At 63.5% G+C, this 19,587-nt stretch carries 13 protein-coding genes; 7 read left to right on the plus strand and 6 right to left on the minus strand.

Annotated features, from left to right (window positions below):
• Window positions 1–120: 120 nt before the first annotated feature.
• Window positions 121–1,881 (plus strand): adenylate/guanylate cyclase domain-containing protein, encoded by a 1,761-nt coding sequence (locus J6524_RS05880; protein ID WP_225669437.1) that lies wholly within the window; start codon window positions 121–123, stop codon window positions 1,879–1,881.
• 207 nt (window positions 1,882–2,088) lie between these two features.
• Here the strand turns inward: J6524_RS05880 and J6524_RS05885 are convergent, their stop codons facing one another.
• Window positions 2,089–5,724, minus strand: a complete 3,636-nt coding sequence (locus J6524_RS05885; RefSeq protein WP_225669438.1) for an AsmA family protein — start codon at window positions 5,722–5,724, stop codon at window positions 2,089–2,091.
• A 161-nt stretch (window positions 5,725–5,885) separates the two neighbouring features.
• A complete protein-coding gene (locus J6524_RS05890; RefSeq protein ID WP_225669439.1) occupies window positions 5,886–7,118 on the minus strand; it encodes a cytochrome P450 in 1,233 nt (410 codons plus the stop codon).
• 108 nt (window positions 7,119–7,226) lie between these two features.
• Here J6524_RS05890 and J6524_RS05895 point away from each other — a divergent pair, with 108 nt between their 5' ends.
• Both J6524_RS05895 and J6524_RS05900 read left to right on the plus strand, forming a co-directional pair.
• Complete coding sequence (locus J6524_RS05895) at window positions 7,227–7,838, plus strand: TetR/AcrR family transcriptional regulator (protein ID WP_225669440.1); 612 nt, start codon at window positions 7,227–7,229, stop codon at window positions 7,836–7,838.
• A 185-nt stretch (window positions 7,839–8,023) separates the two neighbouring features.
• Window positions 8,024–8,932, plus strand: coding sequence for a M23 family metallopeptidase (locus J6524_RS05900; protein ID WP_225669834.1), 909 nt, complete (start codon window positions 8,024–8,026; stop codon window positions 8,930–8,932).
• A 4-nt stretch (window positions 8,933–8,936) separates the two neighbouring features.
• Here J6524_RS05900 and J6524_RS05905 read toward each other — a convergent pair whose 3' ends face one another.
• Complete coding sequence (locus J6524_RS05905; protein WP_225669441.1) at window positions 8,937–10,238, minus strand: MFS transporter; 1,302 nt, start codon at window positions 10,236–10,238, stop codon at window positions 8,937–8,939.
• Between the two features lie 227 nt (window positions 10,239–10,465).
• Between J6524_RS05905 and J6524_RS05910 the strand changes: the two genes are divergently transcribed.
• Window positions 10,466–10,945 carry a hypothetical protein gene (locus tag J6524_RS05910; protein ID WP_225669442.1) on the plus strand — a complete coding sequence of 160 codons (480 nt, stop codon included), beginning with the start codon at window positions 10,466–10,468 and terminating at the stop codon, window positions 10,943–10,945.
• A gap of 14 nt (window positions 10,946–10,959) precedes the next feature.
• On the plus strand, window positions 10,960–11,643 hold the full coding sequence (locus tag J6524_RS05915; protein ID WP_225669443.1) for a class I SAM-dependent methyltransferase: 684 nt from the start codon (window positions 10,960–10,962) through the stop codon (window positions 11,641–11,643).
• Here the strand turns inward: J6524_RS05915 and J6524_RS05920 are convergent.
• The 3 genes from J6524_RS05920 to J6524_RS05930 all read right to left on the minus strand — a co-directional run bounded on the left by J6524_RS05920 (window position 11,567) and on the right by J6524_RS05930 (window position 17,984).
• Window positions 11,567–14,701 (minus strand): adenylate/guanylate cyclase domain-containing protein, encoded by a 3,135-nt coding sequence (locus J6524_RS05920; RefSeq protein WP_225669444.1) that lies wholly within the window; start codon window positions 14,699–14,701, stop codon window positions 11,567–11,569. The genes J6524_RS05915 and J6524_RS05920 overlap by 77 nt on opposite strands.
• 145 nt (window positions 14,702–14,846) lie before the next feature.
• Complete coding sequence (locus tag J6524_RS05925; RefSeq protein WP_225669445.1) at window positions 14,847–15,839, minus strand: NAD(P)-dependent oxidoreductase; 993 nt, start codon at window positions 15,837–15,839, stop codon at window positions 14,847–14,849.
• Window positions 15,840–15,938: 99 nt separating this feature from the next.
• A complete protein-coding gene (locus tag J6524_RS05930; protein ID WP_225669446.1) occupies window positions 15,939–17,984 on the minus strand; it encodes an adenylate/guanylate cyclase domain-containing protein in 2,046 nt (681 codons plus the stop codon).
• A 199-nt stretch (window positions 17,985–18,183) separates the two neighbouring features.
• Between J6524_RS05930 and J6524_RS05935 the strand changes: the two genes are divergently transcribed.
• Both J6524_RS05935 and J6524_RS05940 read left to right on the plus strand, forming a co-directional pair.
• Window positions 18,184–18,915 (plus strand): cytochrome c biogenesis CcdA family protein, encoded by a 732-nt coding sequence (locus J6524_RS05935; protein ID WP_225669447.1) that lies wholly within the window; start codon window positions 18,184–18,186, stop codon window positions 18,913–18,915.
• A 144-nt stretch (window positions 18,916–19,059) separates the two neighbouring features.
• On the plus strand, window positions 19,060–19,557 hold the full coding sequence (locus J6524_RS05940) for a DoxX family protein (protein WP_225669448.1): 498 nt from the start codon (window positions 19,060–19,062) through the stop codon (window positions 19,555–19,557).
• Window positions 19,558–19,587: the final 30 nt, after the last annotated feature.

The raw sequence follows: 19,587 nt of genomic DNA on the forward strand, positions 1-19,587 counted from the left end.
CTCCCGGTCGCGGTCGAGAGGAAAGCGAGAGTTTGACAGCAGTTGAGCCCATGAAATTTGTGGCGGCCTCGGTTATACTCCATCGTCCTAGGTTCCGGCTCTCGAACGAGGCGGCAGGAAATGGGCACTGCAGAGATTGAACGCAAGCTCTCCGCCATTCTGGCAGCCGATGTGGCTGGTTATTCGCGGCTCATGGGCGTCGACGAGGAAGGCACTCACGCCTCGTTCGTAGCGCACCTTCGGGAGCTGATCGAGCCAAGCATCCGGGAGCATCGCGGCCGAGTAGTGAAGACCACGGGCGACGGTTTCCTAGCTACTTTCGAGAGCGTGCTCGGCGCGGTCCGCTGCGCCGTCGAGGTCCAGCGCGGGATGGCCGAGCGCAATGCTAACGTGCCGGAGGCGCAGCGCCTTGTGTTTCGGCTCGGCATCAACGCCTGCGACGTGATGATCGACGGCGAGGACATTTATGGCGACGGCGTCAACATCGCAGCGAGGCTCGAGACGATGGCCGAGCCTGGCGGCATCTGCGTCTCCGCCCGCGTCCAGGAGGACGCGAGCGGCCGGCTCGACCTTGGTTTCGAAGATCTCGGCGAGCGGCAGCTCAAGAACATCGTCCGGCCGATGCGGCTTTACCGCGTCATATTCGACCGGCCCACGGCAGCGGCCGGCTCCGCCACACCCACGCAACTGCCGGATCTCAGCGATCGCCCGACCTTCGCCGTGCTGCCGTTCGAAAACATGAGCGGCGACCCCGAGCAACAGTACTTTGCTGACGGCATCAGCGAGGATCTCATCACAGCGATTGCGACCTGGTGCCGTTTCCCCGTGATCGCCCGCAACTCGTCCTTCGTCTACAAGGGCCGTGCACTCGATATCAAACAGGTCGGCCAGGAACTCGGTGCCCGCTACGTGTTGGAAGGGAGCGTCCGCAAGGTGGCGAACCGAGTCCGCATAACCGCCCAGCTCATCGACGCGCCGACCGGACACCACGTTTGGGCACAACGCTATGATCGCGAGCTCGGTGATCTCTTTGCGATTCAGGACGACATCACCACGAGCATCGCGGCTGCGATCGAACCGGAGATCATGGAAGTGGAGGAGCGTCGGGCAACAGCGCGCAGCAGCTTTACCGGCTACGATCTCGTCCAGCGCGGCAACTGGCACCTCTACAAGTTCACCCCGGAAGGCATAGCCGAGGCACAGCGCCTGTTTACGGCAGCCATTGAGGCCGATCCCAACTATCCCCCGGCCTATGCCAGCATGGCATACAGCAAGTATATTTCGGCGCAGTTTGGTGCAGACTTTGAGCCAACGCTGCAAAGCGCATTCGAGTTCGCCCGCAAGGCACTCACCCTCGACGAGAAGGATGCGCGAGCGCACATGTTTTTCGCGCAAAGCTCGCTTTGGCTGCGCCGGCACGAGGAGGCCATAGCGGCCGCGCGCCAAGCGATTGCACTCAATCCGAGTCTCGCGCACGCCTATTCGGTGCTTGGCTATGCACTCGACTGTGTCGGCGAATTCGAGGAAGCGCTCAAGACCGTAGCGCATTCATTTCGCTTGCGCCCGCATGACCGTACCGTCGGGCGCTGCATTCCAGCTATGGCCGTCGCCCACTATCAGCTCGGATCCTACGAGGCCGCGGAGCAGACCGCCTTTCGCGCCGTGACCCTAACGCCACTCTACTGGCTCGGTCATCAGATGTTGGCCGCCAGTCGTGGGCAGCTCGGCCGCAAGGCGGATGCCGCGCAATGTGTCGCCGAAATCCGCCGCCGGGAGCCCGAGATCTCGCGCAGCGCATATAGCGCGAGGCTTCCGTTTCGAGACGCCATCTACGCCCAGCGCATCGAAGAAGGTCTCGCCAGGGCTGGCTGGAACGGCTGAGCAAGACTCGCAAAATCCTTTTCGTTTTTTAGCACCCGTGGCGGCGGTCTCAACGGATCAGACGCGATCGCGAGTGTAGGCGCTCACAATCGAGGGTCCGGTTGTGGTCATTTTCGACCGAGTTTGCGGGAGCTGCCAGCCACTTGATCTCTGCTTTGCCTCAAAAACGGCCGGCCGCCTGTGGCAGCGCGCCAATGAGTCCACGCTCTAGTTCGAGCGCGGCGGCGGCGGATTGGCGACCTGCGGCGTCAGCGCCAGCGGCGGACGCGGTCTCGGCTTGGCGGCGCCTGGCGCAGGCCTGACGTCGATCGGCGGCGGCAGCGGGGCAACCTGTGGCGGGCCCGCGACCGGCGCGGGCGGCGCATTGACGGTCGGAGGACGCGGCACTGTCGCCTTCTTCGCCGGCGGCCGCCGCGGGTCGCGGCCGCCCTTCTGCGCCGCCGGCGCGCTCGGCGCCGCTTCCGGAATCGGCAATTGTCCCTCCGCGGGCAGCACGATCGGTGGCGGCGCCGCCGGCGGCGGCTCACCACGCTCGATGGCGTCTAACCTCTTGGTTTCGTGATCGATCGCGCGCACGGCCAGCCACGACGACAATGGCGCAACGTCGACGCTGCGGTTGAGCGCGTCGGGCGTACCCACCGCAAGCAGCTGGATTTCGGGCCGCCCGGTTGTCATCGTCAACGAAAGCGCGGCGCGGATATCGGCCTGATCGGCGGCAATATCATATCCGCCGGAGACGGTGGCGCGCACGCCATTGCCGTCCAGCGTCGTGGCTCCCACGCGAAGCCGGCCGTCGCGGATGGTGAACGGAATTTGAGCCGACGGAATCGCAAGCGCGCCGGCCGGCAGGGTGGCCTCGACGATCTGCTTCAATCTGACATCGTCCTTGGCCTGCCCGCTGTCATTGGCGCGCACCGCCACTTCGAAGGCGCGCGGATCGAGGCCCGCGATTTTGGCCGCTTCCAGCGTCAGCGTTCCACTGCCGGACAGCGCGCCGGCAAGCGCCTGGGCGCTGCGACCCTGGCTCGTCAGCGTCATCTGCAGCGACGCGCGGCCGGCCGGCATTGCAAGGTTACGATAGCGCAGCGCCGCGCCGTCGACGCCAGTGAACTGGACGCTTGCGTTCAACCCAATGCCGTTGGCGCCGGGGCGCGCATCGATCGTTGCGGTGACGTCGCCACCGCCGATCTTGCCCGTGATGGTATCGAAGGTCAGCGACTGGCCGTCGCTCTTGATCATGCCGCTCACCGGCTGCAATTCGCTGCCGCCGGGAAGCAGGCCCCGCAACGCCTGGAAGGCGACCTTGCCGCGCCAGCCCTTCACGAGCCCGGTGCCGAGCGGCTCGGCGGCATCGTGTCCGGCGGCGCCGAGCGCCAGGCCAAGGGCCGGTGCCAGCGCGAGCTGCTCGGCGCCGATTTCGCCTTCGATCTCCTTCTCCTCGCCAAGCGTCACAGCGATACGGCCGCGCAGGCGCGAGCCGCTGATAGTGCTGTCGAGATCGTCGAGGGTCAGCTTGTTGCCGGCGAGCTGCACGCGCGACGACAGGCCGATGTTCTGTGCGAGCGTATCCTGCGGCTTGAGATCGAGCAGCGGCCCGAAATTGGCGCTGCGAACTTTCAGGCCGAGGTTTGCCTGCGCCTCCGCCGCCCATGGTTCGGCGGAGCCTTCCGCTTCAGCGTCGAGGCCGACTGCCGAGACCTTTGCCTTGAGCCGGAGCGGCGCACCCCACGCACCCGTCGCGGTACCCTCGAACCGTGCGGGACCATCGCCCGCGGAGACGACGCGATCGAGGCCGAGCAAGGCAAGCAAGGCGCCGCCCTGCTCGGACGACAATTTCGAATCGATCCACACCTCACTGCGCCAAAGAGCCGCGAGATCGAGCCCCTGGATTGCCGCGACAGCCGGTCTGCCGGTGATCGTGATGCCGCCCTTGAGCAGCGCCGAATCGAGATCGGCGACGGCGCGCGCCTGGACGCGATCGGACTGCACGGCGCCTTTGGTGAGGTCGAGTGCCAGTTTCAGGCGCGCCGGCCCCGGGCCGGTCCCCAACGTATTGAGCCGGGCGGCGAGCGTTGGTGAAAAGGGGACGATCAGACTGGTCAACCGGCCGAGCGAAGCTGCGCTCGAATTAAGCGCAAACCATCCGGTCGCATTGAGGCGATCGAACGTGCCAGCACCGTCCAGTATCACATTCTCGAGCTTCCCGATCTTCAGCTGCTCCAGCGATAGCTTCGACGGTGAGTAGGCCAGTTTCGCGAACAGGGGGCTCAGTTCCTGCCCAGCCGAGATGGCCCGGCCGATATCGAGCGAAAGCCTTGCCTCGTCCGGCCACTCGCCTTGCGGTCCCGCCAGCGAACGCGCAAAGGCCGTGACGGCATCGAGGTCGAGACGCTCCGACTTCAGTTCCGCATCGACGCGGGAGCCGTGATCCGCTTGCCGGTGGGACAGCATTATCCGCCCCTCCACCGTGCCGCCTTCGATGTCGGCTTTCATGGTGTCGATGGCAAAGCCTTCAGGCGCTACGGTGATGTCGCCACGCAGACGAAACGGCTTCTGGCTCCGATAGGCAATCTCGCCGCGGCCCTGCAGCCAGGTCAGCAGCGCGTCGGGGTCTGAGGATTCAACGCTGAGTGCGGCCTTGAAGCGGTCCGGGGCAACATTCGTGGCGCCGGCCTCGCTGAGCGAGACCCTGGTCGCGCCGGGCGCGCGGAACTCCAGCCTGTGGACGCGCCACGACTTCGCATCGCCTTGCAGCTCGGCAGTGATGTCCTGCAGCGGGCGTCCACCCAGCATGACCTGCTCGGACCCGAGTTCGAGCCGCGCAGGAATCGGCAAATGCGGAATGGCGGCGTTGAGGACCCGCAGCGCCGGCAGCGCGCGAACCGGCTCGGCGGAATTATCCTTTGCGACAAGCCGGTCGGCATCAAGCTGACGCGCCGAGAGGGCCGCGCGTAGCAGCGGCGATGCCCCGAAGCGGATGTCGCCGCTGCCCGAAAGTTTTAGCGCGCGCTCCTCGGCACCGTAGCTCACTTCCAGCTGGTCGAGCCGCGCGGCCGAATAATCAGCCTTGAGCTTGGCGGCGATCCGCCACGGCACCTCGTCGGCCTTTCCCTTCTGGGCGGGAGCGGCGAGCGTCATGGCGCCTTCAAAGCGTGGCGCGCGGGCATCGAAGCTCAGTAGACCGTCGAGATCGATCGCGAGCGCACGGTGGCCCGGATCGATATTGAGATGGACGCGGGTGCCGCCGCCGTCGGGCCCCTGTCCCGAAGAGACGCGGAACGGATAGCGCGTGCCCGAGAACGTGAAATTGCCGTCACCGCGGATCGAACCGGCAAGCGAGCGGACATCGCCACTGAAGGCAATGTCATTCAGCTCGAGCGTAGAGCGGCTCGCCGCATCATGCAGCGCGACGCGGCCGGTGAGATTGAGCCGGTCGATCGCCAGCGAGCCCAGATTGAACGTCCCGGTCGAAGCCGGCCAGTCGATCCGCCCTCTGGAATCGAGACCGAGGTCGAGCGACATGCGGCTGATCGTCAGCTCGGTCGCGCGCACCTCGCCGCGCATCAGGGAGTCCAGGCTGAATTCAACGTCGAGCTTGTCGGCGCGAACCTTGCCAAGATCGTTGGCGCCGCCGACCACGACCGAATGCAGTTGCAGCGACGGCGCCGGCAGCAGGCGCGCGTCAAGCTTGCCGCCGACGCGGACCGGCGCGCCGAGGACGCGCGTCGCCTCGGCCTCGAACTGCGGCCGAAACTGGCTCCAATCGATGAAATATGGCCCGACGAGCGCGGCAATCAGCGCAATGATGAAGGCGATTGCCAGGCCGAGCAGCGTCGTCTGCACGGTGTCTCCTCTTGAACCGCCCCGGCGCCGGCCGCATCACGCCGGAACCGGCCCCGGAGCAGCCCGGAATATAGAGAGAAGTTTGGCGATGTCACAGCGGCATACTGACAGAAGCCTTGGCCGGCTCCGATCGACGCAGCCGGGGGCTCCGCGCCGCGGTTTTACCAGCTTGCCGGCAGGCGCTTGAGGCCGCGCAGCACGAAGGTCGGCCGCCATTCCGCATTGACAGCGTCATCGAGCCGCAGGTCCGGGATCCGCCGCAGCAGGGTCGAAATCGCGATCTCGGCCTCGATCCGCGCCAATTGGGCCCCGAGGCAGAAATGGATGCCGCCGCCAAAGGACAGCGGCTTCACATTGGGCCGGGTAATGTCCAGCCGCTCGGGGTGATCCGGATAGACCGCCGGGTCGTGATTGGCCGAGCCGAGCAGACACAGCACGCTTTCGCCCTTCGGGATGCGCTTGCCGCCGAGATCGTCAATGTCTTCCAGTGCCACCCGGCCGGTTAACTGCACCGAGGAATCGTAACGCAGGAATTCCTCGATCGCATTGGTGATCAGTTCGGGCCTCGCCTTGAGCAGCGCGAGCTGGTCAGGATTGCGGTAGAGCGCCAGCAGGCCGTTGCCGATCAGGTTGACGGTGGTCTCGTGGCCCGCACCGAACAGCAGGATAATATTGGCGGTCAGCTCCTCGTTGGTGAGCTTGCTGCCGTCCTCTTCGGCCTGCACCAGTTGCGTGGTCAGATCGTCGCCCGGGTTCTTGCGCCTGAGCTCGAACAGCTGCTGGAAATACATCGCCGCCATCGCATTGCCGGCGTTGCCCTGTTTGATCTCTTCGGGCGATAGCGGCACCGGATCGAGCAGCCGTCCGCCGTCGCGCGAACCGGCATAAAACGCCTCGCGATGCTCTTCGGGGATTCCGAGCATGTCGCAGATGATCGTGACCGGCAGGCGAAACGCAAAGTCCTCGATCAAGTCCATCTTGCCTTGCGGGATGATGCGGTCGAGCGTTTCGTCGACGACCTGCTGGATTCGCGGGCGCATGTCCTCGACCCGGCGCGCCGTAAACGCCTTCACCACCAGCCCGCGCAGGCGGGTGTGGTCCGGCGGATCCTGCTGCAGCATCCAGTGGCTCATGCTGCGGAACACCGGCTCGTCCATGATCTTGGGGCCGTAGCGGCGGATCGTGCGCTCGACATAGTCCTTGCCGAACCGCTTGTCGCGCAGCACGAGGCTCGCCTCGGCGTGGCGGCTGCAGACATACATGCCGAGCGGCGTCAGGTGCACCGGATCAACGGCGCGCATCCGCTCGTAATGCGGATAGGGATTGCGGATGAATTCCGGGTCCAGCGGATTGAATAGCGGCGCGCTGCCGGCAGTCTGAACATGCTCGTTCATGGTGACCTCACTGGTTGCTATGCGCCGTGCAGCGCGTTTCCCCGGGGCCGATCGTTCGAAATTCGATACATTGTTGTATTGAGTTGCATTCTCGCCTAAACTGGCCGGATGTCAAGGGTACGAACGAGACCAACAAGGGACGACACCCGCGAAAAGCTGTTCGAGGCGGCGGCGCGCGTGTTCGAGGAACAGGGCATCGGCAGCGCCAGCATCGAGGCGATCGCGGCCGCGGCCGGCTTCACGCGCGGGGCGTTCTATTCGAACTTCAAGAGCAAGGACGAGCTGATCATCGCCATGCTCGAGGATCATGTCGAACAATCGATCGGGCGCATCCGCGATCTGCTCGATCGGTACAAGAACCTTCCTGATTTTCTCGATGCGCTGAAGAGCATGGATCGCAGCCAACAGGATCCGCTCGGCCGCTCTCCCCTGCTCCACATGGAGATGATTCTGTTCGTGGCGCGGGCCGAAAAGCGCCGTCCCGAACTTGCCAAGCGGTTGCGCGCCCGGCGCAAACTGGTCACCGACATCATCGAGACCACGGCGAGGAACAGCGGCCGCACCACCATTCTCAATCCGACATGGGCCGGCGCGCTGGTGCTGGCGCTAGAGGATGGCTTCCGTCTGCACCGCCTGATCGATCCCGAGACCACGGCGGCCGACAGTTTCTTCCGCGCCATCAGCGATCTGCAGCGGGCGATGGGGATTTCAGCGGCATGAGGCCGCATACATCGTGATCGCCAACGAATGCCGGCATCGGAGATTCGACACATTCTGCGCGCCAAGCTTAGGCGTCGTTCCGCTGCATTCGGATGGTCGCCCTGAAATACCTGATCCCGATATTGCTGTGGCTTTCAGCTACGACCGGCGCCAGGGCCGACGAAGCGATTTCGCTCGCGCTGCCGATGAGGTGCCAGCCAAGTCTGACCTGCTTCTTTCAGAATTATGTCGATCACGATGCTTCCGACAAGGCTCGCGACTATCGCTGCGGCGGACGCAGCTATGACAGGCACGACGGCACCGACCTAAGGATTCGGAATCAGGAGATTCAGAAACAGGGAATAGAAGTGCTCGCCGCCGCGCCCGGGCGCGTCATCGGGGCGCGAAATGACATGGAAGACGTTTCCGTGAAGACCGTGGGCAAGGCCGCCATCGCGGGCAAGGAATGCGGCAACGGCGCCGTCATCGAACATGAGGGCGGCTGGCGCACGCAATATTGCCACATGGCCAAAGGCAGCGTCCGGGTCAAGGCTGGCGATCAAGTGACGACGGGGCAGCCGATCGGCATAGTTGGACTATCCGGCGACACCGAATTCTTTCACCTGCATTTTACAGTGCGGCATCGTGGCAAGATCGTGGACCCGTTTGCCCATGGTGCGGAAGAAAATTCCTGCGGCGGCGGCCGGTCGCTCTGGGCCGCTTCGCTTTCCGAGCAGATCCAATATAGGCCGCGCGAAATCATCGACTTCGGTTTTGCCGGCATCGCCCCGACGATGGAATTGGTCGAGTCAGGAGAAATCGACAAGCATCCCGTGACCTCGGGTTCGGATGCGCTCGTCGCCTATGTCAGAGCGATCGGCCTGCAGGCTGGCGATCAGCAATCCCTCGCCTTGGAGGACCCTACCGGTGCTTCCATGTCCACCAACAATCTTCCCCCGCTCGACCGGGACAAGGCGCAGTTTCTTGTTATCGCCGGAAAGAGGCGCACGGAGGCCGCTTGGCCTGCCGGCCGCTACTCCGCAACGTACCGCGTCATGAGAGACGGCGCGGAAGTGCTGCGAAAGACGTTTGATATCGAAGCGCGCCTGCGATGAGCGGCTAGTCCTTGCCCCGGACGGCTTGCACCCGGTGCATTTGGCCTGCGACCGCCCTCACCTTGCGTGGCGATGCCTGCCATATTGCGAGTGCTGACAGGACGCTGACGGCGATGCCGATCGCAAAGGCTAGCGTGTAGCTGCCAGAGAGATCGTACAGCCAGCCGGTCGCCCATGGGCCCGCAGCGCCGCCGGCCAATGCGGCCAGCATGATAGTGCCAAAAATGCTGCCGTAGTGCTTGCCCTGGAAGATCTCCAGCACCACCGCGCCCATGATCGAGGTCAGGCCATAGCCGAGCGCGCCCTGCGTGAAGATCATGAGATAGACCAGCGGCAACGCCGGCGCGAATTTCAGGGCGATCAGCGCCGCAAAACAGATCGCAAAGCCGGCGCAGCTGATGGCCCAGATCCATTCGCGCCCGATCCGGTCGGACAGATGCCCGAGCCAGATCTGGCCGGGAATGCCGAGCAGGCTGACGACGCCGAGCGCCCACACCGCGACATTCGCGCTGAAGCCGACGTCGAGCAGAAATTTGGTCTGGTGCACCTGCACGGCGTACCAGACGTAGAGGCCGCAGAAGTAGCCGAGCGATATCCACCAGAAGCGCGCGGTGCCCAGCGCGCGGCGCAGCGTCCAGTCGGTATTCGCCCACACGGAATCGACGACGTTCGAAACCGGCGCAGCGGAGGTTGCCGACGGCGCCGCGTCGCCATCGGGCAACAGCCCGATGTCCTCGGGACGCTTGCGCAGCAAGAGGTTGATCGGCGCGAGTACGGCGAACACCAGGACGCCCATCGCGGTGCAGGCGGTGCGCCAGCCGGCCTGCTCGATCATGTGCTGCACCCACGGCAGCAGGGTCACTGAGCCGATGCCGACGCCGGCAAAGGCGAGTCCCATGGCTAGTCCGCGTCGGCGGATGAACCAGTTCGGCAGAAACAGCGACTGGCCAGAATAGCCGAGACACACGCTACCCGCGCCGACCAGGACGCCGATGGTGAGGTAGAGATGCCAGGGCTGCGTCGTCAGCGGCGCCAGCAAGAGGCCGCCGCCCATCAGCGCCACGCCAAGCTCCATCACCGCACGCGGTCCGAAGCGATCCATCATGCGCCCGATCAACGGACTGACGCCGCCGGAAACCACGAAGCCGAACGAAAACGCGCCGGCGGTGACGCCGCGGTCCCACCCGAACTCGCCGATAATTGGCGGAAAGAACAGCGAGAACGCCGTCCGCGCATTAACGCCGATCGCCATGGTGACGAACGTCACCGCAACGATCAGCCAGCCATAGAAGAAGGGAAGAGGCATGGGGTTCACGGTTGGAGCGGCCGGTGTTGCCGCAGCTGAGCTGCAGCAACGAGCGCAGCACCACATCATGCACGGCCCGCTCCGCGAAGCAATTCTGCGAGCCGGTTAATAGATTCGGGCCAAACTATTGTTTGTTGTATCCGCGTGTCAGCCGGTCGCATCTGGCCGAAGGCCAGGAAGCGGGTTAACATGAATTTTTCACAAGTGGTTTTTCAGGAGGTTCAGAAATGGGTGCGTTCGTCGCGGCTGGATATGTCCCGCATGTCCAGGAGCAGTTGAATTCAAGATTTGCCATCGGAGATGCCCTGAGCGAGATGATAGGCTTCCAAGAAGAGTTCAAGCTATTCTCGCCGCCGCACACGCTCAAAAGCGCATTTGCTTTGCTCAACATTGCTCCCGTCGGGGAAACGGACCGTGAAGGTTTCTTCAAGTATCTCAAGTCCTTGATGAAAACGAAGGCCGAAGTCGACGAAGTGACGTCGACGCTGAGCGGCCACGATCAAATACTCGCTTCGCTCCGGGAGAATCTCGAATCCAAGAGGCCTTTGCCGGTCTATTTCACCTGGCACATCGGGGAAACGCCCAAAGGGATCGTTCGCATCACCTCGGGCGAGCCATACTCATTCTCCGGCGAGACTTATCTCACCATCTCGGTGCCGACCATACGGGAGGACCGGCCCAAGGCGGGGAAGCGCAAGAAGAAATAGCCTCCATCCCGCGGATGCGCGGACCGCGCGCCAAAGTTCGCGATTACTATTCGGGAACGATCGAACGTCACGGCCCGACCCCTCTCGGGGTCGATTGGCCGAATGCGGCCTCGCAATATCTGCGCTTCGTCCAGCTTCTGAAGCTGTGTGATTTCAAAAAGCCCTTCAGCCTGAACGATTTCGGCTGCGGCTATGGCGCGCTTCTGGACTATCTGGCGATGAGACATCCGCAGGCCGAGGTCGCTTATCGCGGCACCGACATTTCAGCATCGATGATTTCGGCGGCGCGCCAGCGCTGGGCCGGCAACCGGCGCGCGACATTTTCTTTGGGCTCGCAGTGTGGGGAGATGACCGACTATTCGCTCGCCAGCGGTGTATTCAACGTCCGGCTCGGCCATCCCGTCGCCGATTGGGAGAGCTACGTCGAATCCGTCTTGAGGGATATGCGCGCCAGCAGCCGGATCGGCTTTTCTGTCAATTTCATGTTGCCGCACGATGACCAGCCGATGGAGGATGAACTCTATCGCAGCCAACCGCGGCGTTGGGTCGCCTTCTGCAGAAAAGAACTCGGCTGCAGCGTCAGCCTGCTCAAAGACTATGGGCTGCGTGAGTTCACACTGCTTATTCGCAGGAAGCCGTCGACGGCTGTGCGGCGGCAAACAGGTTCTCATACGGCGCGGCGCCGGTCTCCTCGATGAGATGGCGCGCACGCGCAAGCAGATCGCCTGCCCGGTAGTCTGGGTGGCTCAACCTTCCCTCGCCCAGCACCGATGCCAGTATGATCGCGGCACGGCATTCCGCCAGCCGGGCGTGGCGGTCCTTCGCGACTGCCATTCCTCTTTCAGCGACCCGGAAGGCAGCCGTCGGGCTGTTGCTCCTCAAATGGATTTCCGCAAGGAAGGCGAGCATTTCGCTTTGATATTCCATTCCCGCATAAGCTTCCGTCGCAAGCCGTATGGCGGATTCGAGCTTCTGTATTGCGGCAACGTGATTGCCGGCCAAGGAAAGCTCCAGCGCCCTGCACACGGCCGCATATACCGCGACATAGGGAATGCGGCTGCTTGCGGCGATTTCATCGAGGCGGAAGCAGTGATGGTCGGCAAGTTTCTGGTCCTGGGTAAGCCAGGCCAATTCGACGCCGGCGAGATGCGGGATAAACTGAACGGCCGGATCCGGATGGTCTGTTTCACTCGAGGTCAGCTTGACGATGCTCTGCTTCGCGGCGATGAAATTGCCCATTCGCACCAGCAACCGCGCACGAAGGCTTTCAACCCACCTTTCGACATTGAAGCCGAGTAAAGCTTCATGGGACTTCTTGATATCAGAGATATGCGCCAGCGCGGTATCGCTGGCTTGAAGCGCTTCCCGCAGCTTTCCGGCGTATCCACAGGCTTGGCACAGGAAAACCTGCAGCATGGTCCTGACGCTGGGATCTGCAGTGTCTGACAGATCGATCGCTTGCAGAACCTGCTTGACGTAGTCGTCCGCCGAACCGGTGCATGCGGAAATCCGGCCGTAAACCGCAAGCGTCAGCACCTCCGAGACCGAGTCTTTCAATTCCCGCGCGAGGTCGAGCGCCTCCCTGGCGAACGGGGCGATCTCTTCAGCGCTGACGCCCTCGCGCCAGGCAGCATTCATGATCTGACCAGAGGCGCGAATGCGCAGCTGGTCGGTCTCGGGCGTACGCGGCTGGGATTGCAATAGCAGCCGGACCTTTTGCCACGACTTCATGGCCAGGCGGGAATTGGTCATGCCGATCCAGGTGGCGGCACGCGCGGTATAGATGGCGGCCGATGCAAAATCCTTCGCTGCCTCGAAATGATACGCAATCAGATCGGCATACTCGCTCAGTTGGTTGTGATGAAACCGTTCGAGTGCCTTGGCCACCGCCGAGTGCAGTTCGACCCGGCGGCTGCGCAACTGCATGGCATAGGCGACTTCCTGGATCAGCGGATGTCTGAATGCGAACCGGCTCTGTTCGTCCTCGGACGTTACACCTTGAACGAGCTCCAGCCGTGATAGCCTGTTGAGAATGTCGGCGAGATCGTCGGCGGTCGATCTCGTGACTTCGGCGAGAACCGAGAGCGGAAATTCGCGCCCGATCGTCGCGCCGATTTGAAGCACCTCCTTGTCCGCCGGAAGGAGACGGTCGATGCGGGCGCCGATCACGGTCTGCACGGTTGCCGGAAGCGTCTCGGCGAGCGGCTCTCCGACCGCTTCATAATTTCCGGGACGGCCATCGAGTTCACCGGCATCGACGAGTGACCTGATCAACTCCTCGGCGAAGAACGGATTGCCGCCGCTGCGCTCGACGATGCGTTCGGCAATTGCTCGGGTGGACGGATGATCGCCGATCAAATCCCTGGTCAGCGCCGACACGTCCTCGTCTCGCAATTCGTCGAGCCTGATCTCCTGAAAGCCGGGGCCATCGTTCCACGGCACCTGGAAGGTCGGCCGATAAGTGAGGATAAGCAAGACACGGCTGACCGAGATGATCTCCACCAGCGCCGAAACGAATTCGACGCTTGCCTCATCGAGCCAGTGAATGTCCTCGATGATGATCACGGAGGGCGTGCGGGTGCCGTCGCGCACCAGGCTGGAAACCAGATTGATCAGCTTCGCATGCCGTGCCTTGGGATCGAGCATTGGTGCCGGCGATTTGGCAGCGCGAATGCCGAGGAAATCGGCCAGGATCGGCACGTCGCCGACCAGTTCGGGAATCGTCGCCTCGATCCGCGATGCTATTTTCGAGCGCGCCGTATCCGGATCATCCGTCGAAGCAATTCTGAAGAACGTCCGGAAGAATTCCACGAGCGGCTGCAGCGGTCCGGAATGGTCGTAGGGTGACGCTCTCAGATCCAATACCGGCACCAGCCGGTCCCGCGCGACGCTGGCGAATTCGAAACACAGCCGGCTCTTGCCAAGGCCGGGCGGCGCTGAGATGCCGATCGCCTTGCCGGCGCCGCGCTCCGCGCCGGCGAAGGCATCATGCAGCACTGCAAGTTCGGCATCGCGTCCGCGATAGGCGCCGAAGACCGCGTCACGGAACGGCGTTCGCGCCGCCTTCATCCCCACAAGCCGATAAACCCCGATCGGCCGCGGAAATCCCTTGATGTCCTGATGGCCCAGCGCGCGGCCATCGCAATGCGAGTGCACCAGCTTGAACGTCGATTCCGTGACGCAGATGTCGCCGGGTTGAGCCATGTGCTCAAGCCGGCTGGCGAGATGCACGGCGGCGCCATAGACGCTTTGCTCCCGCGTGAACCTATCCGACAAGCCGGCGACGATCTCGCCGGAGTGAATCCCGACCCGCAGCGTGATGCCGTTGTCGCGCGACGACTGCACCATCGCCAGCGCAGCCTGACAGGCGCGCAGGGCGTGATCTTCCTGCGCATGGGGGACACCGAATATCACCATCAGCCCATCGCCCATGCTGCGCATGATGGTGCCGTGGAATCGATTGACCGCATCTCCCATGCGGGCCAGCGCGGGAGGAAGCCGATCGAGCGCCTGCTCGGGATCGTTGTCGCCGATCATTTCGGTCGAGCCGACGATGTCGGCAAACAGCACCGTGACGACCTTGCGCTCACCGAGCGTCTGGGCCTGCTCGAGGCGCTCGCCACAGCCGCCGCAAAACCTAGCCGCTGCCAGGTTCGGATGCTGGCAATTCGGGCAGATCACGGAAAAGCTGACGCCACACGACCGACAAACCCGGTCGTCCGCCAATGTCTCCATCTGACAGGCCGGGCACAGCATTAATGAACCGTTACCTAACGTCGGCAGTGGGCTTTCGTGCACATTCTAACATGATTAAGATGAAAGACGCATGGAATGTGCGCCGGACAGCCCGCCCCCTCATTGACGCCGAAACACTTCCAGACGTTGCGCCGTAACTATACTGCTATCTTTGCGCTCCGGAAGCCCGCCGCTTCCACTGCTCGCCATTCACCGCGCCGGCCGGAATGTCACCCGCGATAATTTGCTCGACCTGCCGCACCGTTTCCAGCGCCTGGCTCTCGATCGCCGGTGGCGTCAGCCCGCCGATATGCGGAGTGGCGATGACGTTCGGCAGTTTGGCGAGGTCTGGCGACGGCATCTGGTCGAGCGCGCGGCCGACATCCATGGCCGCGCCGGCGATGCGATTTTCGCGCAAGGCAGTCGACAGCGCGGCCTCGTCGACGAGATTGCCGCGCGACAGATTGATGAAGAAGGCATGCGGCTGCATGCGCGCCAGCGCCGCCGGCCCGATCAGATTTTCGGTTTCTTCGTTGGCGACGGCGAGGCAGACGACGTAATCGGCGCGGACGAGGAGATCGTCGAGCGGTAGATGCAAAATGTCGGCGTCGCTCACGGTCGCGTAGGGATCGGCGACCAGCACTTTCATGCCCAATACCTTGGCGATGTCAGCGAGGTAACGGCCGATGCTGCCATAGCCGATGATGCCGAGCCGGCTGCCGGCCAGTTGTCGACCCATGATGATCTCGGGCTTCCGCCCGGCGTGATAATCGGCGGTAGCGCGCGAGACGCCGCGCGACAGATCGACCATGAAGCCGAGCGCAAGTTCAGCAACTGACTGGATGAATCCCGGCCCTGCCCGCGTGACCAATACGCCGGCCGCGGAAGCGGCTGCGACATCGACGTTGCGGATATCGACCGCACAGCGAACGAAGGCGCGCAAGGCTGGCAGTGCCGAAAATATCTCGCGCGGTCCCGCCGTGAGCCGATCGGCGACGATAATATCGACGTCGCGCGCGGCCGCGATCAGGCCGGCGGCGTCGAGCGCATCGTTGGCGTCATGCAGCTTCACCTCGGCGATGGCCTGAAGATCGCTAAGGGCGCGCGCGCCGTAGTACTGGGCGCGAGCCTGCGGCGTATGGGTCAGCAGGACTTTCAACGCTGGAGGACTCCCTGTCAGAGGCCGACACGTTCGTCGTGGCGGCAGCACATCTATGGCCAGGCGGCTGCTGCATGCAAGGCAGCCAGCATCCTGATCTTACTTGGTGCGCGCGATTGTCGTGCCGTCCCAATCTTCGCCGGCGGGATTTTCAAGCTGCTGCCGGCAACGTTCGACCATCGTCGAGGAGGCTGCATCGTGCTCGCGGACCGCCAGCACCTTCTCAAACGCGCCGATCGCGGCGAAGAAGTCTCGGGCGCGCCAGGCGGCAAGCCCGGCCTCGTACGAAGCCACCCAATCGGGTGTGCCGTCGAAGTCGTCGGCCATGCCGAGCAATTCATAGATCTGCAGTCCGCCGGCGCGGCCATAGACCGCCAGACGGTCGAGTTCGCGAACGACGATGGTATCGCCGGCAAGCCGCCGCGTTTCCGGACCGATGATGATGGTGGAGCCGTAGGCTTTGTTGGTGCTCTCCAGCCGGCTCGCGATGTTCACGGCGTCGCCGATCACGGTGTAGTTCAGCCGCACCTCCGAGCCGATATTGCCGACCAGCATGTCGCCGGAATTGATGCCGATGCGAATCCTGACCGGCTGGCCGTGGTCGTCGATGAGGCCCGCCTCTTCCGCCGCGCGCCGGCACGCCAGCGCGGCCCGGCAGCAATCGACGGCATGGTCCGGGTTGGGCGACGGCGCACCCCAGAACGCCATCACGGCATCGCCGATGAACTTGTCGATGGTGCCGTTGTGGCCCTGGATCTGCGCCGAGACGCAATCGAAATAGCGCGACAGCAGCGGAATGATGCGGTCGCCGAGCCGTTCCGACATGCCGGTGAAGCCGGCGAGATCGATGAACATCACGCTCATCGGCCGCACCGCACCGCCGAGCCGCGCCCCATTGCCATCGCGGATCAGCCGCTTCACGAGATCGGCCGGAATGTATTTCCGGAACGCGGCAAGCCCCTGCGCCATGTCGCCGATCGCGCCGGAAAGATTGCCGATCTCGGTCAGCCGCGACGGATGCCGCTGCACCTTGTCGAGATCGAAGCGCTCGACATGCCTGATCTCGTTCACCACCTTGATCAGCGGTGCTGCGATCAGGCGCTGGGCAAGCCATGCCGACAGCAGTCCGGCAAAGACGATCAAGACCGCAAGGCCGATCAGCAAATTCCGGATCGTCATCTGGACGGGTCCGAGAAATTCCGATTCCGGCACCACCGTAACCAGCGACCAGCCGGGAAACGAGATAGGCGTGATGACGGCCTGGTAAGCCTTGCCGTCCCGCGTCACCGTCGTGTTGAACGGCTCGCCTTCGCCGGGCTCGTAGGCGCTGCCGGCATTCCTGATCGCGTCGACAGCGACCGAAAACAGCGGGTGATCGGTTTTCAGCGCCACTAGCTCGCTGGCATCGGGATCGGGCGAGGCCACCACCTTGCCGTCCCGCTCGAGAATGAAGGCGCCTGCAGACTTTCCAACGGTGAGCTGCGACAGGAAATTCGAAACGCGCGTCAGCTCGATGATGATGGCGACGACGCCGGCCGGCTTGCCGTCAATCTCGACCGGGGCCGAAAACGCCGCCGCGAGCCGTTCGCCGCGCGGATGGATCGTCAGCGTCGACCAGTATTCATCGTTGGTCTGGTGGGCGACCCGAAACCATTCCTGCTCGGTCACGGAATAGTCGGTCTCTTCGAACCAGCTGGCCTTGAGCTTGAGATCGTCGCCGACGAATTCATAGCGATTGATGCGCAAATTGCGGTCGGGCGAGATCTCGAGCATCTCGATGACGTCGTTGCCGAGCTTGTGCCCGGCAAAGAACGATCCGTCCGGCCATCCGAACGCCACCCAGGAGATGGTCGGCTGCGACAGCAATTGCGACCGGAAAACCACCTCGCGTGTCCGAGCGTCCCGCGGATCGAACACTTTCTCGGCCAGCAGCGTGCGCACCGCCATCATGGACGAGCGCGCCTCCGTGGTGACCGACTGCAACTCGTCGCCGACGGCGGAAACGATCTGGTCGTTGATGGTGTTGGCCAGCGTCTGGCTGACCTGATGGGCGGTGCGCCACCACAATAGATGCACGCCGACGGCGCTGACGACGATGGAGGTCAGCACGAGGGCGGAGATGGCAGTACGGATGCCGAGGCGCATGCGGGTCCCAGATCGCGGGTTGGTAACCCGCGATACGAGACGATACCAGCCTATGTTTCGCCCGCGAGGCCAATTTCGGCCATCCGGACACGGCTCTGTGACCGAACTTGAGCCGCAATGCCGACGAAACTTATCGATTGGCTGTTCCGTACCAGCCAAGAGGGCGCTATGCCATGCGACAGTTCTCGAAGGTCATGCAATGCACGATGTTTCTATCCCGGCGGCCCTGATTGCCGGTCTCGTCAGCTTCCTGTCGCCTTGCGTCCTGCCCCTGGTGCCGCCCTATCTGGTCTATCTCACCGGCGCGACCATCGAGCATGTCGCCGATGACGAGACGCCGGAGACCTCCAAGCGCGCGGTGATGGCATCGGCGCTGATGTTCGTGCTCGGCTTTTCCACCGTATTCGTGGCGCTCGGCGCCAGCGCCTCGCTGATCGGCAGCCTGATCCGAGCCTGGTCGGCGGAGCTCTCGATCGTCGCCGGCATCGTGATCATCATCATGGGCCTGCATTTCCTCGGCCTGACCCGGATCGGGCTATTGATGCGCGAAGGCCGCATGCCGATGCCGAAACCGGTCGGCCTGTGGGGCGCCTATGCCATGGGGCTCGCCTTCGCCTTTGGCTGGACGCCCTGCATCGGTCCCATTCTGGCGGCGATCCTGTCCATCGCAGCCGCCGAAGCCACCGTCACCAAGGGCGCCGGCCTGCTGGCGGTCTATTCCGCCGGACTCGGAATCCCCTTCCTGCTCGCGGCGTTCATGATCGAGCAGTTCTCTTCGCTGTTTGCGCGGATGAAACGGCATCTCGGCAAGGTCGAGCATGCCATGGGCGTCCTGATGGTGATCACCGGCATCGGCTTCCTGACTGGCGCCGTCTCCAACGTCAGCATCTGGCTTCTGGAGACTTTTCCGGCCCTGCAAAATTTCGGCTAAGGCCCCGTAACAAACGGGCGGGCTATTGCGAAACTGTTGTCGGAGCCAGATTACCGCCGTCGCTTCCACGGCATTTTCGAGCGTGCCGGGTTGAAGTGACCGCAGGCCGCCTCGTCGCGACAGAGATAGCTAGAGGGGGTCTGCATGAAATCTATCGTCAATCTTCTCATCCTGCTGCCTGCGCGGATTGCGTTATATTTTTCCTGGGCCGGCCCCCTGATCATGCGGGTCGTGGTCGGCTACACCTTCATGCTGGCCGGCTGGGGCAAGCTCAATAATCTGGCTTTGGTGACCGAGAATTTTGCCGGTTGGGGTATTCCGTTCCCGAACATACTTACCCCGTTTGTGGCCGGCGTCGAATTCCTCGGCGGCATCATGCTGATCTTTGGCCTGTTCACGCGAATTCCGGCTGCGATGCTGGCGATTGTCATGGTGGTCGCTATCAGGGCGGCGAAATGGGACGAGGTTGACTCCGTTCAAACACTGCTTGGCTTCGAGGAGGCGACCTACTTCGCCGCCTTCATGTGGCTTGCGATCGCCGGCCCCGGCGCCGCGTCGCTGGACCGAGCCCTGGTGAATGCCAGTGGTAGTCCGAAGCTTCAACCCGAAACTCACAATCCCGTGACGTCGGCGAAAGGCTGAGCCCGAATCGTGGTGCCTGCGTAGCTGGAG

Origin of the sequence: Bradyrhizobium hereditatis (assembly GCF_020329435.1) — a bacterium.
Lineage (GTDB): Bacteria > Pseudomonadota > Alphaproteobacteria > Rhizobiales > Xanthobacteraceae > Bradyrhizobium > Bradyrhizobium hereditatis.

What these genes read in the sequence shown, in the direction of transcription:
- J6524_RS05895 (WP_225669440.1), top strand. Translation starts at nt 7,227, where the DNA reads ATGTCAAGGGTACGAACGAGACCAACAAGGGACGACACCCGCGAAAAG.
- J6524_RS05900 (WP_225669834.1), top strand. Translation starts at nt 8,024, where the DNA reads ATGAGGTGCCAGCCAAGTCTGACCTGCTTCTTTCAGAATTATGTCGAT.
- J6524_RS05920 (WP_225669444.1), bottom strand. Translation starts at nt 14,701, where the DNA reads ATGCTGTGCCCGGCCTGTCAGATGGAGACATTGGCGGACGACCGGGTT.
- J6524_RS05890 (WP_225669439.1), bottom strand. Translation starts at nt 7,118, where the DNA reads ATGAACGAGCATGTTCAGACTGCCGGCAGCGCGCCGCTATTCAATCCG.
- J6524_RS05910 (WP_225669442.1), top strand. Translation starts at nt 10,466, where the DNA reads ATGGGTGCGTTCGTCGCGGCTGGATATGTCCCGCATGTCCAGGAGCAG.
- J6524_RS05915 (WP_225669443.1), top strand. Translation starts at nt 10,960, where the DNA reads ATGCGCGGACCGCGCGCCAAAGTTCGCGATTACTATTCGGGAACGATC.
- J6524_RS05930 (WP_225669446.1), bottom strand. Translation starts at nt 17,984, where the DNA reads ATGCGCCTCGGCATCCGTACTGCCATCTCCGCCCTCGTGCTGACCTCC.
- J6524_RS05940 (WP_225669448.1), top strand. Translation starts at nt 19,060, where the DNA reads ATGAAATCTATCGTCAATCTTCTCATCCTGCTGCCTGCGCGGATTGCG.
- J6524_RS05935 (WP_225669447.1), top strand. Translation starts at nt 18,184, where the DNA reads ATGCACGATGTTTCTATCCCGGCGGCCCTGATTGCCGGTCTCGTCAGC.
- J6524_RS05880 (WP_225669437.1), top strand. Translation starts at nt 121, where the DNA reads ATGGGCACTGCAGAGATTGAACGCAAGCTCTCCGCCATTCTGGCAGCC.
- J6524_RS05905 (WP_225669441.1), bottom strand. Translation starts at nt 10,238, where the DNA reads ATGCCTCTTCCCTTCTTCTATGGCTGGCTGATCGTTGCGGTGACGTTC.